Origin of the sequence: Sphingomonas kyeonggiensis (genome assembly GCF_014196745.1) — a bacterium.
Taxonomy (GTDB): domain Bacteria; phylum Pseudomonadota; class Alphaproteobacteria; order Sphingomonadales; family Sphingomonadaceae; genus Sphingomonas; species Sphingomonas kyeonggiensis.
Window position 1 is genome coordinate 1,725,146 of record NZ_JACIEH010000001.1, and the last position, 16,050, is coordinate 1,741,195.

General features: G+C 66.3%; 11 protein-coding genes. 9 read left to right on the plus strand and 2 right to left on the minus strand.

Annotation, left to right across the window (positions count from 1 at the left end; genetic code table 11):
• The first annotated feature begins 4 nt into the window (after positions 1 to 4).
• From GGR46_RS08205 to GGR46_RS08220, 4 genes are read left to right on the plus strand one after another with little or no spacing between them, the layout of a single operon-like run.
• Positions 5 to 904 carry a MaoC family dehydratase gene (locus tag GGR46_RS08205; protein ID WP_221262586.1) on the plus strand — a complete coding sequence of 300 codons (900 nt, stop codon included), beginning with the start codon at positions 5 to 7 and terminating at the stop codon, positions 902 to 904.
• Positions 897 to 2,183: an acetyl-CoA C-acetyltransferase gene (locus tag GGR46_RS08210; protein ID WP_183996272.1), complete on the plus strand. Its 1,287-nt coding sequence runs from the start codon at positions 897 to 899 to the stop codon at positions 2,181 to 2,183. The genes GGR46_RS08205 and GGR46_RS08210 overlap by 8 nt, the downstream gene beginning before the upstream one ends.
• A complete protein-coding gene (locus tag GGR46_RS08215) occupies positions 2,180 to 3,904 on the plus strand; it encodes an AMP-binding protein (RefSeq protein ID WP_183996274.1) in 1,725 nt (574 codons plus the stop codon). The genes GGR46_RS08210 and GGR46_RS08215 overlap by 4 nt, the downstream gene beginning before the upstream one ends.
• Positions 3,901 to 5,559 carry an FAD-binding dehydrogenase gene (locus tag GGR46_RS08220; RefSeq protein ID WP_221262587.1) on the plus strand — a complete coding sequence of 553 codons (1,659 nt, stop codon included), beginning with the start codon at positions 3,901 to 3,903 and terminating at the stop codon, positions 5,557 to 5,559. The genes GGR46_RS08215 and GGR46_RS08220 overlap by 4 nt, the downstream gene beginning before the upstream one ends.
• An 81-nt stretch (positions 5,560 to 5,640) precedes the next feature.
• Here GGR46_RS08220 and GGR46_RS08225 read toward each other — a convergent pair whose 3' ends face one another.
• The gene (locus GGR46_RS08225) at positions 5,641 to 6,807 is read right to left on the minus strand and encodes a GGDEF domain-containing protein (RefSeq protein WP_246425928.1); all 1,167 of its coding nucleotides are present in this window, start codon (positions 6,805 to 6,807) and stop codon (positions 5,641 to 5,643) included.
• Positions 6,808 to 6,957: 150 nt separating this feature from the next.
• Between GGR46_RS08225 and GGR46_RS08230 the strand changes: the two genes are divergently transcribed.
• On the plus strand, positions 6,958 to 8,886 hold the full coding sequence (locus tag GGR46_RS08230) for a lipoxygenase family protein (protein WP_246425929.1): 1,929 nt from the start codon (positions 6,958 to 6,960) through the stop codon (positions 8,884 to 8,886).
• A 102-nt stretch (positions 8,887 to 8,988) separates the two neighbouring features.
• On the opposite strand, the gene GGR46_RS08235 is transcribed toward GGR46_RS08230, so the two are convergent.
• Positions 8,989 to 9,210: a hypothetical protein gene (locus GGR46_RS08235; protein WP_246425930.1), complete on the minus strand. Its 222-nt coding sequence runs from the start codon at positions 9,208 to 9,210 to the stop codon at positions 8,989 to 8,991.
• Positions 9,211 to 9,583: 373 nt separating this feature from the next.
• Here GGR46_RS08235 and GGR46_RS08240 point away from each other — a divergent pair, with 373 nt between their 5' ends.
• The 4 genes from GGR46_RS08240 (at position 9,584) to GGR46_RS25835 (ending at position 16,015) form a co-directional block, all read left to right on the plus strand.
• Positions 9,584 to 12,334, plus strand: a complete 2,751-nt coding sequence (locus GGR46_RS08240; protein ID WP_183996279.1) for a TonB-dependent receptor — start codon at positions 9,584 to 9,586, stop codon at positions 12,332 to 12,334.
• Positions 12,335 to 12,397: 63 nt separating this feature from the next.
• Complete coding sequence (locus GGR46_RS08245; protein ID WP_183996282.1) at positions 12,398 to 13,435, plus strand: phosphatidylinositol-specific phospholipase C1-like protein; 1,038 nt, start codon at positions 12,398 to 12,400, stop codon at positions 13,433 to 13,435.
• A gap of 17 nt (positions 13,436 to 13,452) precedes the next feature.
• Positions 13,453 to 14,859 (plus strand): alkaline phosphatase, encoded by a 1,407-nt coding sequence (gene phoA / locus GGR46_RS08250; RefSeq protein ID WP_183996285.1) that lies wholly within the window; start codon positions 13,453 to 13,455, stop codon positions 14,857 to 14,859.
• Between the two features lie 217 nt (positions 14,860 to 15,076).
• Positions 15,077 to 16,015, plus strand: a complete 939-nt coding sequence (locus GGR46_RS25835) for a helix-turn-helix domain-containing protein (protein WP_183996288.1) — start codon at positions 15,077 to 15,079, stop codon at positions 16,013 to 16,015.
• The last annotated feature ends 35 nt before the right edge of the window (positions 16,016 to 16,050 follow it).

Here is a 16,050-nt window from a genome sequence, read left to right on the forward strand (position 1 = left end):
CCCAATGGCAACGGCGGATACCATCGTCTTCGATGCGCCTCCCTCTCCGGTCGAGGTCCTGCGCGCCGGCCTGACCACCTTGCTCAAGCGCGCGCCCGCGACGCCGGTACTGCCGCGCGTTCGGCTGCTGCGCATCGGCGTGGCCGTCGATGGACAGGCCGTGGACGACTATCGCACGCTTTGCGGCTTCGTCCCCGAACAGGGAGTTCCACCCAGCTATCCGCATCTCCTCGCCTTTCCGCTGCACCTCGCGCTGATGATGCGCCGCGACTTTCCCTATCCGATGGTGGGGCTGGTACATGTCGCCAACCGCATCGTGCAGCACGCAGCGATCGCGCCCGGTGACCGGCTGGACGTCGCAGCCCGCTGCGGCGCCTTCCACACCCACCCGCGCGGCCAGGTCTTCACCATCCTCGCCGCCGCGCAACGTAACGGCGCGACGGTCTGGGAGAGCGAAAGCAGCTATCTTCGCATCGGCGCACGCTCGGGCTCGGGCAGGCCGCTGGCTGTCCTCTCCGGCGACGTCGCGGCGACGGAAGCGATCGCGACCGAAGCGATCCCCCGGGCCGTGGCGCGTCGCTACGCCCGGCTGTCGGGTGATCGCAACCCCATTCACATGTCGTGGCTGGGTGCCCGGCTGTTCGGTTTCCGGCAGCCGATCGCGCACGGCATGTGGACCAAGGCCCGTGCGCTCGCGCTGGTGCTGCCGCGGGCGCAGAGCGAAGCGGTGGCCATCGACGTGGCGTTCCGCGCACCCATCCTGCTGCCCGGGCGGGCCACCTTCTGCGCCGACGTGCGGGCCGACGCCACGGACTTCGCGGTGCGCGACGCGAGCGGCACGCGCCTTCACCTGATCGGCCGCCTCGGGCGCGGCCACCAGCCCTGGGAGACCGACCGTGCTTAGCATTCCCAAACCGCGCCGCGTGGCGATCCTGGGAGGCAGGCGAATTCCGTTCGCGCGCTCCAACACCGCCTACGCCGATGCCTCGAACCAGGCGATGCTGACCGCGGTGCTCCAGTCGATGGTCGATCGATTCGGGCTGGCGGGAATGCGGCTGGGCGAAGTGGCCGCGGGGGCGGTGCTCAAGCATTCGCGCGACATCAATCTCACGCGCGAAGCGGTATTGTCGACCAGCCTGTCGCCCGAAACCCCCGCCTATGACGTGCAACAGGCATGCGGCACCGGACTGGAATCGGCGATCCTGGTGGCCAACAAGATCGCGTTGGGGCAGATCGAGGTCGGCATCGCGGGCGGCGCCGATACCACCTCCGATCCTCCGATCGCGATCAACGAGCGCTTCCGCCAGGCCCTGCTGCGCGCCAATCGCGCCCGAACGCTGGGCAGCCGACTGAAGGCGCTGGCGGGCATTCGCCCCGACCTTCCCTTCCGCCCCGACCTGCCCCGCAACGCCGAGCCGCGCACCGGCCTGTCGATGGGCGAGCATTGCGAGCAGATGGCGAAGCAATGGAACATCACCCGCGCCGACCAGGACGCGCTGGCCGCCGCCAGCCACCGCGCCATGGCCGCCGCCTATGATCGGGGCGACTTCGCCGATCTGATCACGCCGTGGCGCGGCCTTTCCCGCGACAACAATCTGCGCCCCGACAGCAGCGCCGAGAAGCTGGCCCGTCTCGCTCCCGTGTTCGATCGCACAGGCGGCACGCTGACCGCCGGCAATTCGACGCCGCTCACCGATGGCGCGGCCGCCGTGCTGCTCGCCAGCGAGGACTGGGCGCACGCCCAGGGCCTGCCCATCCTGGCCTATCTGCGCGCCGCCGAAACCGCCGCGGTGGATTTCGCGAGCGGCGCGGAAGGGCTGTTGATGGCCCCCGCCTATGCCGTGCCCCGGATGCTCGACAAGCTTGGCATCACGCTCCAGGACTTCGACTTCTACGAAGTGCACGAGGCGTTTGCCGCACAGGTGCTGTGCACGCTCGCGGCCTGGGAAGACCCGACCTTTGCGCAAGAGCGGCTGGCGCGCGCGGCGCCCCCCGGCGGGATCGACCGGTCCCGTCTGAACGTCAACGGCAGCTCGCTCGCCGCAGGGCACCCCTTCGCCGCGACCGGAGGACGCATCCTCGCCACACTGGCCCAGAGCATCGACAGGCGCGGCGGCGGGCGCGGACTGATCTCGATCTGCGCAGCCGGAGGCCAGGGCGTGGTGGCGGTGGTCGAGAAATGAGTGCCGTGCCCCGTCCGGCGGAGGATGCGGACCGGCTCTGGGCCGAACGCTTCTGGACACACCATTACAGCCCCGGCGTTCCAACCTCGATCGATGCGGAGCTCGATGCGGCGGGTTCGATGGCCGATGTCTTCGAACGGGATGCGACGCGTCACGCGGCGCGCGAAGGCTTTGTCAGCCTCGGCACCGGGCGCAGCTATGGCGCGGTGCTGCGCGATGCCCGGGCGTTCGCGGCCTGGCTGCAGGCGAACGGCGTGGAAAAGGGCGATCGCGTCGCGCTGATGATGCCCAATTGCCTGCAATATCCGGTCGCGCTGTTCGGCACGCTGTTCGCCGGGGCCGTGGTGGTCAACGTCAATCCGCTCTATACCGCGCCCGAGCTGGCCCACCAGTTGCGCGACAGCGGCGCGACGGTGCTGGTGGTGATGGATATGTTTGCCGCCACCTTTGCCGCGATCCGTGAGGAGACGGCGGTGCGTCATGTCGTGGTCACCTCGATGGGCGACATGCTGGGTCCGGTGAAAGGGCGGTTCGTCACGCTGATGCTGCGCGCCGCCGGACAGGCGCCGTCACTCTATCCCGGCAGAGGGATGCTGCGCTGGCCCGCCGTGCTCAGACGTGCGCGCCGGTTGCCGTTCCGCCGCGTACCGATCGCGCAGGAGGATCTGGCTTTCCTGCAATATACCGGCGGCACGTCGGGCGTGGCCAAGGGAGCGATGCTGACGCATCGCAACGTCGTTGCCAACGTGTTGCAAGGGCGTGCCTGGGTCATGTCGCAGCTGCCCGACGATCGGCCGCGTACCAACGTCACGCTGTTGCCGCTCTACCATATCTTCTCGCTGACCGCGAACCTGCTGCTGTTCAGCGGGATCGGCGGTCGCAACGTGCTGATCGCCAATCCACGCGATACGAAAAGGGTATCCTGGATCTTGCGCAAGGAACACTTTTCGGGCCTCGCCGGCGTCAACACGCTGTTCGCCAGCCTGATGGACGATGCCGCGTTCAGCACCCGCGACTTCTCGGCGCTGGAACTGTCCATCGCGGGCGGCATGGCGACCCATCCGGATGTGGCGGCACGCTGGGAGGCGATGACCGGCAAGCCTCTGGTAGAAGGCTATGGCCTAACCGAGTGCGCGCCGATCGTGTGCATCTGCCCGGTCGATTTCACGGCACCGGATCGGATGCGGCACAATGGCACGGCCGGCCTTCCCGTCCCCTCCACCGAGGTACGGATGCGCCGTGGTGACGGCGGCTGGGCCGGGATCGGCGAGCCTGGCGAGCTGTGCGTGCGCGGGCCGCAGGTGATGCGCGGCTATTGGCGGCAGCCCGAGGCGACGGCCGCAGTGCTTTCTCCCGACGGATGGCTGGCGACCGGTGATGTCGGCGTGATGGACGAGGGCGGCGCGGTACGCATCGTGGACCGCATCAAGGACATGATCCTGGTATCGGGCTTCAACGTCTATCCTGCCGAGGTCGAGGCGGTAATCGCAGGCCATCCCGACGTCGCCGAAGTCGCGGTGGTCGGCGTGCCCGATCCGGTCAAGGGGGAGCGGATCAAGGCGGTGATCTGTCCGCGCACGCCCGCGCTGACCGCCGAGGCGATCCGCGCCCATTGCCGCGAACGGCTGACCGGCTACAAGATTCCGGCGATCGTCGAATTGCGTGACACGCCGCTGCCCAAGACCAATGTCGGCAAGATCCTGCGAAGGGAGGTGCGATGACCATCAAGTCGGAAGCCGATGTGATCGTCGTCGGGGCCGGACTCTCCGGACTGGTCGCCGCGCTCGAGGCGGTCGCGGGCAACGCGACGGTGATCGTCGTCGATCAGGAGCCCGAGCAAAATCTCGGCGGCCAGGCCTTCTGGTCCCTCGGAGGCCTGTTCCTGGTCGATTCACCCGAGCAGCGGCGCCTGGGAATCCACGATAGTCTGGCGCTGGCCTGGCAGGACTGGATGGGCACGGCCGGGTTCGACCGGGAGGACGACAAATGGCCCCGCCGCTGGGCCGAGGCCTATGTCCACTTTGCCGCGCATGAAAAGCGTACCTGGCTGCGCAGCAAGGGCGTGGGGGTGATGCCGGTAGTCGGCTGGGCCGAGCGCGGCGACGGAAATGCCAGCGGCCACGGCAACTCGGTTCCCCGCTTCCACATCGCCACAGGGGCGGGCCCCGGACTGGTCGAGCCCTTTGCGCTCGCCGCGCTCGATGCGCAGCGCCAGGGACGGCTGCGCTTCCTGTGGCGCCACCGCGTCGATGCGCTGGAGACGCGTGGCGGCGCTATCGCGGGCGTGAGCGGCACCATCCTGGCCCCCAGCGCGGCGGAGCGCGGCGTCGCCAGCACGCGGGAAGCGGACGGAGAGTTCACCCTCACTGCGCGAAGCGTCGTGATCGCCTCGGGCGGGATCGGCGGCAATCTGGACCTGGTGCGGCGCAACTGGCCCCAGCGACTGGGCACGCCCCCCGCCTTCATGGTCCGCGGGGTGCCCGCGCACGTGGATGGCCGGATGATCGGCATCGCCCAGGAAGCCGGCGCGCGCGTGATCCATCCCGACCGGATGTGGCACTATGTCGAAGGACTGCGCAACTGGCGGCCGATCTGGGCCGATCACGGCATCCGCATCCTGCCCGGGCCCTCGTCGATGTGGTTCGACGCGTACGGCAAGCGCCTGCCTGCGCCCTTCTATCCCGGCTACGACACGCTGGGGACGCTCGAGTATCTGATGCGGGGCGGCAATCCGTACAGCTGGTTCGTGCTCAACCAGTCGATCATCCGCAAGGAGTTCGCGCTGTCCGGGTCGGAACAGAATCCAGACCTCACCAGCCGCAGCTGGCGGCGCATCCTCGGCCGGATTGGCGGCAGCAAGGCGCCCGGGCCGGTGGAAGACTTCAAGCGCCACGGTGCCGATTTCGTCGTCGCCGACGATATCGCGACGCTGGTCGAAGGGATGAACCGGATCGGCGATGCAGCGCAGCTCGACCGGCAGGAGATCGAGGACGCGATCGTCGCGCGCGACCGCCAACTCGACAATCGCTTCTCCAAGGATTTCCAGCTGATGGGCATCCGCAATGCCCGGCTCGGCTTTGCCGAGCGGCTGGTGCGCACCGCCCCGCCCCGCCCGATCCTGGATCCGGCCAATGGCCCGCTCATCGGCGTGCGGCTCAACATCCTGACGCGCAAGACGCTGGGAGGGCTGGAAACCGATCTCGACGCCCGCGTACTGGGCGGCGACGGCGAAGTGATCACCGGGCTGTTCGCCGTGGGTGAGGCAGCCGGCTTTGGCGGCGGCGGGATGCACGGCTACCGTGCGCTCGAAGGGACCTTTCTCGGCGGATGCCTGTTCAGCGGCCGGGCGGCCGGGCGCGCAGTCCTCCAAGGGTAACTCTACCCCACGCGCCATATCGGTGAATAGCGGATGTCCGGAGCAGGCCGCGTCCAAATGGGAGGCGGGCCTTGCCGGTTGCTACGCGACCCTGATCGTTTGCACCTGCCCCTCCGGGTAGGTGGGGTTCGCGTTGGGCACTATCTGGATTCCCTTGGCGGCGTAGAGCGCATGGTCGGCTGCTTCGAACAGGCCCGAAATCGCGCTTGCGTCCCTGGGCCAATGCGCCACGCCCACACCGGCGCTGACCGGGATGCGATGCCCGCCTATCTCGCAGGGCCGTGCCAACGCACCGAGCAGCCGATCGGCGATCACCTCGCGCTTGATCGTCGATCGTGCCGGAACAAGTACGGCGAACTCGTCACCACCCATCCGCGCCACCAGGCCTTCCTGCCCGCACGCATCAAGCAGGCGCCGGGCCACTTCGCAGAGCAACTGGTCGCCGGTCGCATGACCATAGCTGTCGTTGATCGGCTTGAAGCCATTCAGGTCGATCAGGGCGATCGAGAAGGCCTGCTCGCTCTTTTCGGCCGTTGCGTGTTCCGCTTCGACCTGCAGGTCGAAGGCGCGCCGGTTGAGCAGGCCGGTCAGGGGATCCGTGCTGGCCTGCACGCGCATCTGGCGCTTGAGCTCGAGCAGGCTGACGAGGTCGCGGTGGCGCAGTACGATCATGCGCAGCAGGAAGAAGGTCGCGACGGCCATGCTGACGCCGGCGGCGAGATCCAGCCGGTTGCCCGATGCGAGCAACAATGCGGAAATCGGCAGCATGTCGATCGCGAGATTGAGCAGGGCGGCGCTGCGGACGCTGGAAAGGCAATAGGCGGTCGAAAGCGCGCCCATCGACAGGATCAGCGGATAATAGATCTTGGTATCGGCGGGCGCGCCGAGCCAGCTGACCACGCACCATGAACTGCATACCACCGCCAGCGTGCTCGACGACCAGGTCGATTGCTGGATCAGCTTGCGTGCGCGGCGCACGCTCGTCGAAATTCTGAGATCACGGCTCAGCGAGAGGAACCCGGCGAAGCAGGCAGCGCCCATGATCGCCGGCAACCCGAAGCGAACGAACCACGGGGCGCCGGCCGAATAGGCATAAGCGGCGGTGGGCACCGTCAGGAACAACGCCAGGAACAACATTCTGGATTGCACCTGAAGCTGCGCGGCAGTCATCAGCACGAATTCGTCACGGATCGCTTCCGGCAATGGCGGAAACAGGCGAATACGGAGCTGCTGGACCAACTTCATCATGTGCCAAGGGCGTATCGGCGCGATCTCACTCTTTGGTTAATTTGAGGGAGAATTACTGCCATATCGGTGTGAAGTTCTCGTATCAAAAGTCTTGTTAACCATACCGGACTAGCAAGCCCTGCGACGACAATGCTCGACAGGAGCCAATCGATGCAGCGTGCCCCCGTTGACCCCAGCCTTCCGCAGAACGACACCCCGGCACAGCAGGCCGCACGCGCCGCGCAGCTCCAGGCGACACGCGGGACTTATCAATGGACCACGGACGTGCCGACCCTGCCGGGCGTTCCCCTGGTCGCGGCATTGCCGTCGAGCGAAACCCCCACGCTCGAATGGTGGATATTGCTGATCGGCATCGGCCTGGAGATCGCGCGCAACGAGATCGCGGTGAAACTGGCGGCGATCGGCCGTGACGAGATCGTGATCCCCGAGATCGAGATCGCGGCGATGCTGGCGGAATGCGCGAAGATCGAGAGTTCGGTCGCCACGATCAAGGCCAAGCTGGCCAAGGGCGGCGGCTCGATCGCCGGAGAAATCCATCTGCTGGTCGAGGCGGTCGAGGAAGAGGCGCTGTTCGCCATGCTCAGGGATCATGTCGCCAGCCTGCGCGCGATGATCGAATTGAGCGATGCCGAACGGCTGGCAATCGGATCGCGCGCGCCGCGCTCGCTCGAAAGCTATCGGGACCTGTTCGCCACGATCGCCCTGCCCGGCATCGCCTGGCAATTCATCGACGACACGACCTTCGCGCGGTTGCGCACGGCAGGACCCAATGCCGGGATGATCGCGGGTATTTCCGCCTTGCCGGCGAACTTCCCGCTGAGCGCCGCGCAATATGCCTCGGTCGTCAACGGCGACACGCTCGACGTCGCGCTCGCCCAGGGGCGACTCTACATCTGTGACTATCGCGAGCTCGAGGTGCTCCAGTCCGGAGTCTGGGAAGGCAAGGCGAAATTCATCTATCGGCCGATGGCGCTATTCGCGGTGCCGCCCGGCGGGAGCGCGCTGGTGCCGGTGGCGATCCAATGCGGGCAGGATCCGCTGGCGAATCCGATGTTCCTGCCCACGCTGCATGCGGACATGCAATGGGGCTGGGAAATGGCCAAGCAAGTCGTGCAGGTCGCCGATGGCAATTACCACGAACTGTTCGCACATCTTGCCCGCACGCACCTCGTGATCGAGGCCATCGCAGTCGCGACGCAGCGCCACCTTGCGCAGATGCATCCGATCTGGGCGCTGCTGCTCCCGCATTTCGAAGGCACGTTGTTCATCAACAATGCCGCCGCCACCTCGCTCATCGCCGCCAACGGGCCGATCGACCACATCTTCGGCGGCACGATCACCTCCAGCCAGCTCGCCGCGGCGGACGATCGCCTGGCATTCGACTTTTCGCAGTCGATGCTCCCGGTCAACCTCGCGGCGCGCAAGGTCGCGGACAAGACGATGCTGCCCGACTACGCCTATCGCGACGACGCGCTGCTCGTCTGGCAGGCGATCCGCGAATGGGCGGACGGCTATATCGCGCTCTATTATGCCAATGACGCTGCGGTGACCGGTGATACGGAGCTCGCCGCATGGGCGCTATCGATCGCAGGCGAGGGGCAGATTTTCGGCTTCCCGGCGGTCACCACGCGCCATGCGCTCGCCGATGTCTGCACCATGGTGATCTTCACCGCGAGCGCGCAGCATGCGGCAGTCAACTTCCCGCAGCGCGCGATCATGGAATTCGCGCCCGCGGTGACGGGCGCCGGCTGGGCTGCTTCTCCCAACGCACAGGCGGGGAATGACAAGGCCGGCTGGCTGGCGATGATGCCCCCGGTTTCGCTGGCGCTCGAACAGCTCGATACGCTGTATCTGCTCGGCTCGCTCTATTATCGGCCGCTGGGCGACTATCGTTGCCGCTCGTTCCCCTATCCGCAGTGGTTTCAGGATCCGGCGGTGATCGGGGCCGAAGGACCGCTGCCGCGCTTCCAGGCGGCGCTGGCGCAGGTCGAGGAACAGATCGTGACGCGCAACGCCAACCGCATGTTCCCCTATCCCTTCCTCCAGCCGAGCCTGATTCCGACCAGCACGAATATTTGAGGCACTGTATCCGATCGCGCGCATCGACTGCGATGAAGCGCTTCCAGAGCGCGGCCTCGGTCGTGAGTGGCTCAGGTCACGCGTGATTTTGCATCACCTGGGTTAGCGGGCGCTACCCGCCAGCGCCGCCTCCGCGACGCGGAGCGTAAGCAGTCGGTCGGAACTGTCATCGGTCAGATCCCCCCAGGCAAAAGCAGACCGCGCGCCCCTGATATCCGACCAGATATGGCCGGCGACACGGTGCAGCTCCTCCAGGCTGGGTAGCCTGCCCTCGGCGATGCAGTCGATCACCTCGGGTGCGAACATGCGAGGCTGCGGCTTCATCCTCTCCCTCCTTTTGCCGAGAGGTAGGAAGAAACGCCGCGAGGAGAAGGCCCCGGCAGCGTTATCTGCGCCGAAATCCTCTGCAATCCGGTGAAGCGCGCCAAGCGCCGCGGATATATTCGCCCTTCGTCACAGGGGCGTAATATCTCTTCCCCACCCGACCCCGCACAAGAAGAGTTTCAAGTCGAGACGCGTCAGGGCCGTCGTCAGGCTTGGAGGAGCGGAGAGGAAGGCGTGACGGAACCGACGGGTTCCTGAAACGCCAACTGAAGAAGTTCGAACAACACCGCCATCCCGGTCTCTCGCAGGCCGGGAAACGCTGGCGCTCGTCCGCGAAAGGCGCGGCGGAACACATATCCAGAGGGGGATAGATATGCACGGCAAGTCCAGTCATCATTCTTATTCGACGCAGCTTCTGTTCGGCGCCGCGCTCGCGGCACTCAGCATCGTCCCGGCCGCCGCGCAGACCGCGCCGGCTTCGGAACCGGTCGCCGAGGAAGACGGCGCGATCGTCGTCTCCGGCTATCGCCGCAGCCTCGAGGACGCGATCGACCTGAAGCGCAACACCGTTGGCTTCTCGGATTCGATCGTCGCCACCGACATCGCCGACTTCCCGGAGCAGAACCTCTCCGAAGCGCTGCAGCGCATGCCCGGCGTGACCATCGAGCGCGAAAAGGGCCTGGGCACCCGCGTCAACGTGCGCGGCCTGCCGAGCGAGTTCACCTTCGTCTCGATCAACAAGCTCGCCACCGCTTCGGGCTCGGGCGGTCGCGACGTCGAGTTCGACATCTTCGCCTCGGAGCTGATCCAGTCGGTCACCGTCCAGAAGTCGCCCACCGCGGCGGACGAGGAAGGCGGCATCGCCGGCTCGGTGCTGATCCGCACGGCGCGCCCGTTCGACAATCCGGGCCTGCGCCTGGTCGGCAGCGCCGAGGGCGCCTACAACTCGATCTCCGAGAAGATCGACCCGAGCTTCTCGTTCCTCGCCAGCAAGACCTTCGGGGATTTCGGCGCGCTGATCTCGGTCGCCAAGCAGCAGCGCACCAACCGCACCGATTCCAATTCGGGCATCAACTTCCGCCCGATCGCGCGCTGGACCGATCGCGCCGGCACCACCTATCGCAACCAGGCGATCGCGGTGCTGCAGCGCGATGCCGGCATCACCTTCACCGACGCGATGAAGAACAAGATCGTCTTCCTCGATAAGGTCGGCGACCGCGTCTACCAGAACGACCAGGACCGGCTCGGCATCTCGGGCTCGCTCCAGTACAAGCCGGGCGACAATTTCAGCCTGGCCTTCGACGCGTTCATCGGCTCGTACGACACGACCGAGGACGAGTACGACGCCGCAGGCTATTCGGCATCGAGCAACTCGACGCTCGAGACGATCCACGCCTTCGACGCGAAGACGCTGTCCGACTCCGGCATCGTCGTGCTGCGCGACGTGTCGTACACCAACACCCAGCACGAATTCCTGAGCAAGCAGTACCTCACCGACACCGACTATCGCCAGTTCAGCGGCGAGATGAACTGGAAGGTCGGCAACCTGACGGTCAACGCGCTGGGCGGCTATTCGGGCGCCAAGCGGGTGCTGGACTACGCCAACCTCAAGCACGTCGCCTATGCGCCGTCGCGCACCCGCTACACCGAGACCGGCGGCGAGACGATCCCGAGCGCCAACCCCAACACGATCGACATGTACAACGCGCCGAGCAAGTACCTGTTCGAGGCCTATGAGACGACCCGCGAGCAGATCAACGACGACAAGTACGCCGGCCAGATCGACCTGAGCTGGGACTTCGGCTCGTCGGTCTTCAAGCGCCTCAACTGGGGCGGCCGCTACACCAGCAAGACCAATGAGCGTCAGTATGGCGAGGAGAAGATCCAGGGCCCGACCCGCGGCAGCACGGCCTATGTCAACGTCCGCAAGCTCGGCGACAGCCCGCTGACGAACGTGACCGATATCGTCGGCGGCAAGGACTATCAGGCGCGCAATCTCAGCTGGTCGCAGGTCTCGAACGACTATGCCCGCAGCTTCTTCCGCCCGGCCGGCTTCGTGACGCCGTTCCAGAACGCCAACTACTACAAGGTCAAGGAAGACACGGTCGCGGGCTATGCGATGCTCGACCTGGAGTTCGACGTCTCGATCCCGATCTTCGTGAACCTGGGCGGCCGCTACCTGCGCACCACGATCACCTCGGAAGGGTTCCACCAGATCCAGAACCCGAACGGCACCACCGGGCTCACCGGCACGCCGATTTCGAGCACCGGCCGCTACGAGAAGTTCCTGCCCTCGTTCAACGCGCATGCCGAGCTGACCAGCAGCCTGTACCTGCGCGCGGCCGCCTCGAAGACGTTGATCCGCCCGGCGCTCACCGACCTGGCGTACAAGCGCACCGCGAGCTTCAGCAGCTTCCGTTACACCGACGGCAATCCGGGCCTGAAGCCCACGCTTGCCGATCAGTGGGAAGTCGGCGTCGAGAAGTATCTCGGCAATGACGGCGGCATCCTGGCCGCGTCCTATTTCTGGAAGAAGATCAAGGGCGTGGTGCAGAGCCGACTGACCGGCGAAGTGCCCAATGTCACGGTGTACAACGCCAATGGCACGGTGAACGGCGTCTATGATTTCGACGTCTATCAGCCGGTCAATGCCGAAGGCTCGTACGATGTCAGCGGCGTCGAGCTCAACGCGGTGATCCCGTTCGGCATGTTCGCCAACTGGGCGGATGGCTTCGGCGTCAACGCCAACGCCACCTTCCTCGACAGCTCGCTGACCGGCCAGTCGGACCTTGGCGTGCCGACCTCGCCGGTTGGTCTGTCCGACACGACGTACAATGCGACGGTGTTCTACGATAAGGGCCCGATCTCGCTGCGCGTCTCGTACAACCGCAAGGGCGCCTATGTGGAGCGGATCGAGCGGAACATGTATCCGGTCTATCGCAACGCCTATGGCCAGTTCGACTTCGCCGCCAGCTACCAGCTGACCCGCAATTTCCGCATGGAGCTGCAGGGCATCAACGTGGGGAACGCGAAGACCACGGGCTACACGATGGATCCGTCCTTCCCGACCACCTACGAATTCTCGGGAAGCCGCATCACGCTGGGCATCCGCGCCCAGTTTTAACGCCTATGACCGGGCCGGCATGCCTTCGGGTGCGCCGGCCCACCCTGTTGCTGGAGTAATGCGATGTTCTGGCTGTTCGCCCCGCTTGCCCTTGCCGCCGCGCCTGCGCCGGTCCGCATCAACGACCTGGTGATGCTGGGCACGCACAACAGCTACAAGCAGGCGATGCCAGCGGAGCGCATGCAACAGCTGCGCGCGTTCGATGCGAACAGCGCGGACTCGCTCGACTATTCCCACCGCCCGTTGGTCGAGCAACTCGATGCCGGCGCACGCCAGCTCGAGCTCGACATCTGGTACGATCCCAAGGGCGGGCTCTATGCCGATGGTTCGACCGACCCGGCGATGCAGCGCCCGGGCTTCAAGGTCCAGCACATGGCGGGGTTCGACAACCGGTCGAGCTGCCTGACGCTGGTCCAGTGCCTGACGATCATCCGCACCTGGTCCGACGCGCATCCGGGCCATGTGCCGATCCTGCTGATGTTCAACACCAACGACAATGGCCGCTTCATCAAGGGCGAGCCCTATAGCGAAGCCGCCTATGACGCGCTCGACGCCGAGGTGCGCTCGGTGCTGTCGCCGAACAAGCTGATCGTGCCCGACGATGTGCAGGGCAAATATCCGACGCTGCGCGACGCGGTGCTGGCCAACAACTGGCCGACGCTGGCAGCATCGCGCGGCAAGTTCCTGTTTGCGCTCGACGAGACGCCCGCCAAGGTCGCGCTCTATCGGGGCGCGCGCAAGTCGCTGGAGGGACGTGTGTTCTTCGTGAACACCGACGAGGCGTCCCCCGCCGCGGCGTACATGACGATCAACGAGCCGGTGGGCGATGCCGCACGGATCGCCGAGGCGGTGAAGGCCAATTTCCTCGTCCGCACCCGCGCCGATGCCAATACCCGCGAGGCCCGCGCGAACGACACCCGTCCGCGCGACGCCGCCTTCACCAGCGGCGCGCAATACATCTCGACCGACTATCTCTGGCCCGACCCCCGCTTCGCGGGCGGCTACCGGGTGACGATGCCCGGCGGCGCGATCGCGCTGTGCAATCCGGTGCGCCGTCCGCAGGGATGCGGCGCCCCGATCACCGAACCCAAGACCCGCTGATTTTCCGGAGTATTGCCATGATCTCGCGTATCGCCCTCGCCGCGCTTCTGGCGCTCGCCAGCCAGCCCGCCTTTGCGCAGGAAGCCGCGCCCGACCTGTCGCGCGCGGCACGCGGCGACGTGCGCGAGCCGGGCGGTGCACGCCGCCTGCCGGGCGACATGCGCGCGCTCTACGAGAAGCTGAGCAAGCAGGGCGACGTCCGCAACGTCATCCTGCTGATCGGCGACGGCATGGGCGATTCCGAGATTACCCTGGCACGCAACTATGCCGAGGGAGCCGGCGGCTATTTCAAGGGCATCGACGCCCTGCCCTTCACCGGCCAGTACACCCATTATTCGCTCGATCGCGAGACCGGCAAGCCGAACTATGTCACCGACAGCGCCGCTTCGGCCACCGCCTGGGCATCGGGCGTGAAGAGCTATAACGGCGCGATCGGCGTCGACGTGAACGGCAAGGCGCAGCGCACTTTGCTCGAATATGCCAGGGCAGCCGGCCTCGCCACTGGAGACGTCTCGACCGCCGAGATCCAGGACGCGACCCCGGGCGCGCAGATCGCCCATGTCGCCTTCCGCAGCTGCTACGCGCCGGCGGTGACGCTGAAGACCTGCCCGCAGAACGCGCTGGAGAATGGCGGCCTCGGCTCGATCACCGAGCAGCTGCTCGACACCCGCGCCGATCTGGTGCTGGGCGGCGGTGCGAAGAGCTTCGCTGAGGCTGCGACGGCCGGCAAGTGGAAGGGTCAGACGCTCGAGCAACAGGCCCAGGCCCGCGGCTATCGCATTGTCCGCAACGCATCCGAACTCGATGCCGTTACCCGCGCCGACGACAGGCAGCCGCTGATCGGGCTGTTCGCCGAGGGCAACATGCCGGTACGCTGGACCGGCCCCAAGGCCAGCTTCCACGGCAACATCGACAAGCCGGCAATCACCTGCCAGCCCAATGCCGCGCGCGATGCCAGCATCCCGACGCTCGCGGGCATGACCCGCAAGGCGATCTCGCTGCTCAAGAGCAATCGCAAGGGGTTCTTCCTCCAGGTCGAGGGCGCCTCGATCGACAAGGAAGACCATGCCGCCAATCCCTGCGGCCAGATCGGCGAGACGGTGGATCTGGACGAGGCGGTGCAGGTCGCGCTGGAATTCGCCCGGAAGGATGGCCACACGCTGGTGATCGTCACCGCCGACCACGCGCATACCAGCCAGATCGTCGGCAACGGCACCAAGGCACCGGGCCTCACCGCAGCGCTGAACACGCGCGAGGGTGGCGTGATGACCGTGAACTACGGCACCGCGGAGGAAGGATCGCAGGGCCATACCGGCACCCAGCTGCGCATCGCCGCCTATGGCCCGCGCGCAGTGAACGTCAGCGGCCTGCTCGACCAGACCGACCTCCACTACATCATCCGCGACGCGCTCGGCCTCCGCTGATCGGAGCAGGCGGTGCCCCGCGCCCCGCCCAGCAGCGATCCGCCGACGGAAGATTAATTTTCCGCAATGTTGCGCCGGTTCAGGACATGCGCGCGCAGAATCTGCGTGCGCGTGAATGTTTCTATCTATAATGCGGGGGACCTAAATGCCGGGAATCGAATAGAAACCCCGGAAACATAGAAACCGGGAGTGTAGTTTGGCATCGCAACCTGTTCGCGTGCACCGGTACACGACCGCAGATATCGAAGCCAAGGATCGCCACGAGGTGTGGCTGAACCATTGGCCGGGCATGACGCCGCTCTATCATACCGAGCCGCTCGAGCAGTTCCGCATTTCCAGCAGCATCGCCCAGCTCGGTGAGATCGCGCTGGTGTTCACCGACATCTCCGCCCAGCGCTGGCGTCGCGACAAGCGGCTGATCGACATTGGCAATGAGACGCTGGCGCTGACCATCAACCTGGACGGCAAGGCGGCGGGCGTGGTTGGCAAGCACGCGCAGGACTGGGTGCAGATGCCCGGCTCGGCAGTCCTCGTCGATCGCCAGCAGACCTCCACTCATGATTCCGCCGGCGGGCGCAGCATCTCGCTGAGCGTGCCACGCCATCTGGCGATCGAGGCAGGGCTCGACGTCACCAGCCTGCACGGCACGGTGCTCACGCCCGCGGAGATCGGGATGTTCACCTCGCACGCACTGCAGGTGCGCGATGCCCTGCCCCGGTTCAGCGCGGAAGATGCGCCGCAACTGGGCAAGTCGATGCTCGACATGCTGGTGCTGACGCTGAAGGGCGCCAATCGCACCGAGGCCGCCGGTTTCCGCGAGGACCCGGCCACGCTGATGCTTCGCGCGCGCAAGGAAATCGATGCGCATCTCGGCTCGTCGGTGCTCACCGTCGCCAATCTGTGCCGCAAGCTGGGCGTCTCGCGCAGCACGCTGCACCGCCTGTTCGAGCCGACGGGTGGTGTGCAGGCCTATATCCGCGACATGCGGCTGGAGGCCGCGCGCCAGACCCTGCTCAATCCCGAAAGCCTGGAGCGGATCGGCGATGTCGCCGAGCGCCTGGGCTTCAGCGACGCGGCGCATCTGAGCCGGCTGTTCAAGGCGCGCTTCGGCGAAACCCCCAGCGATTGCCGCGCGAGAAACCTCCTGAATCGTTGATGTACCAAAGCGGGAACGTTCCCGCTCTGCGACAC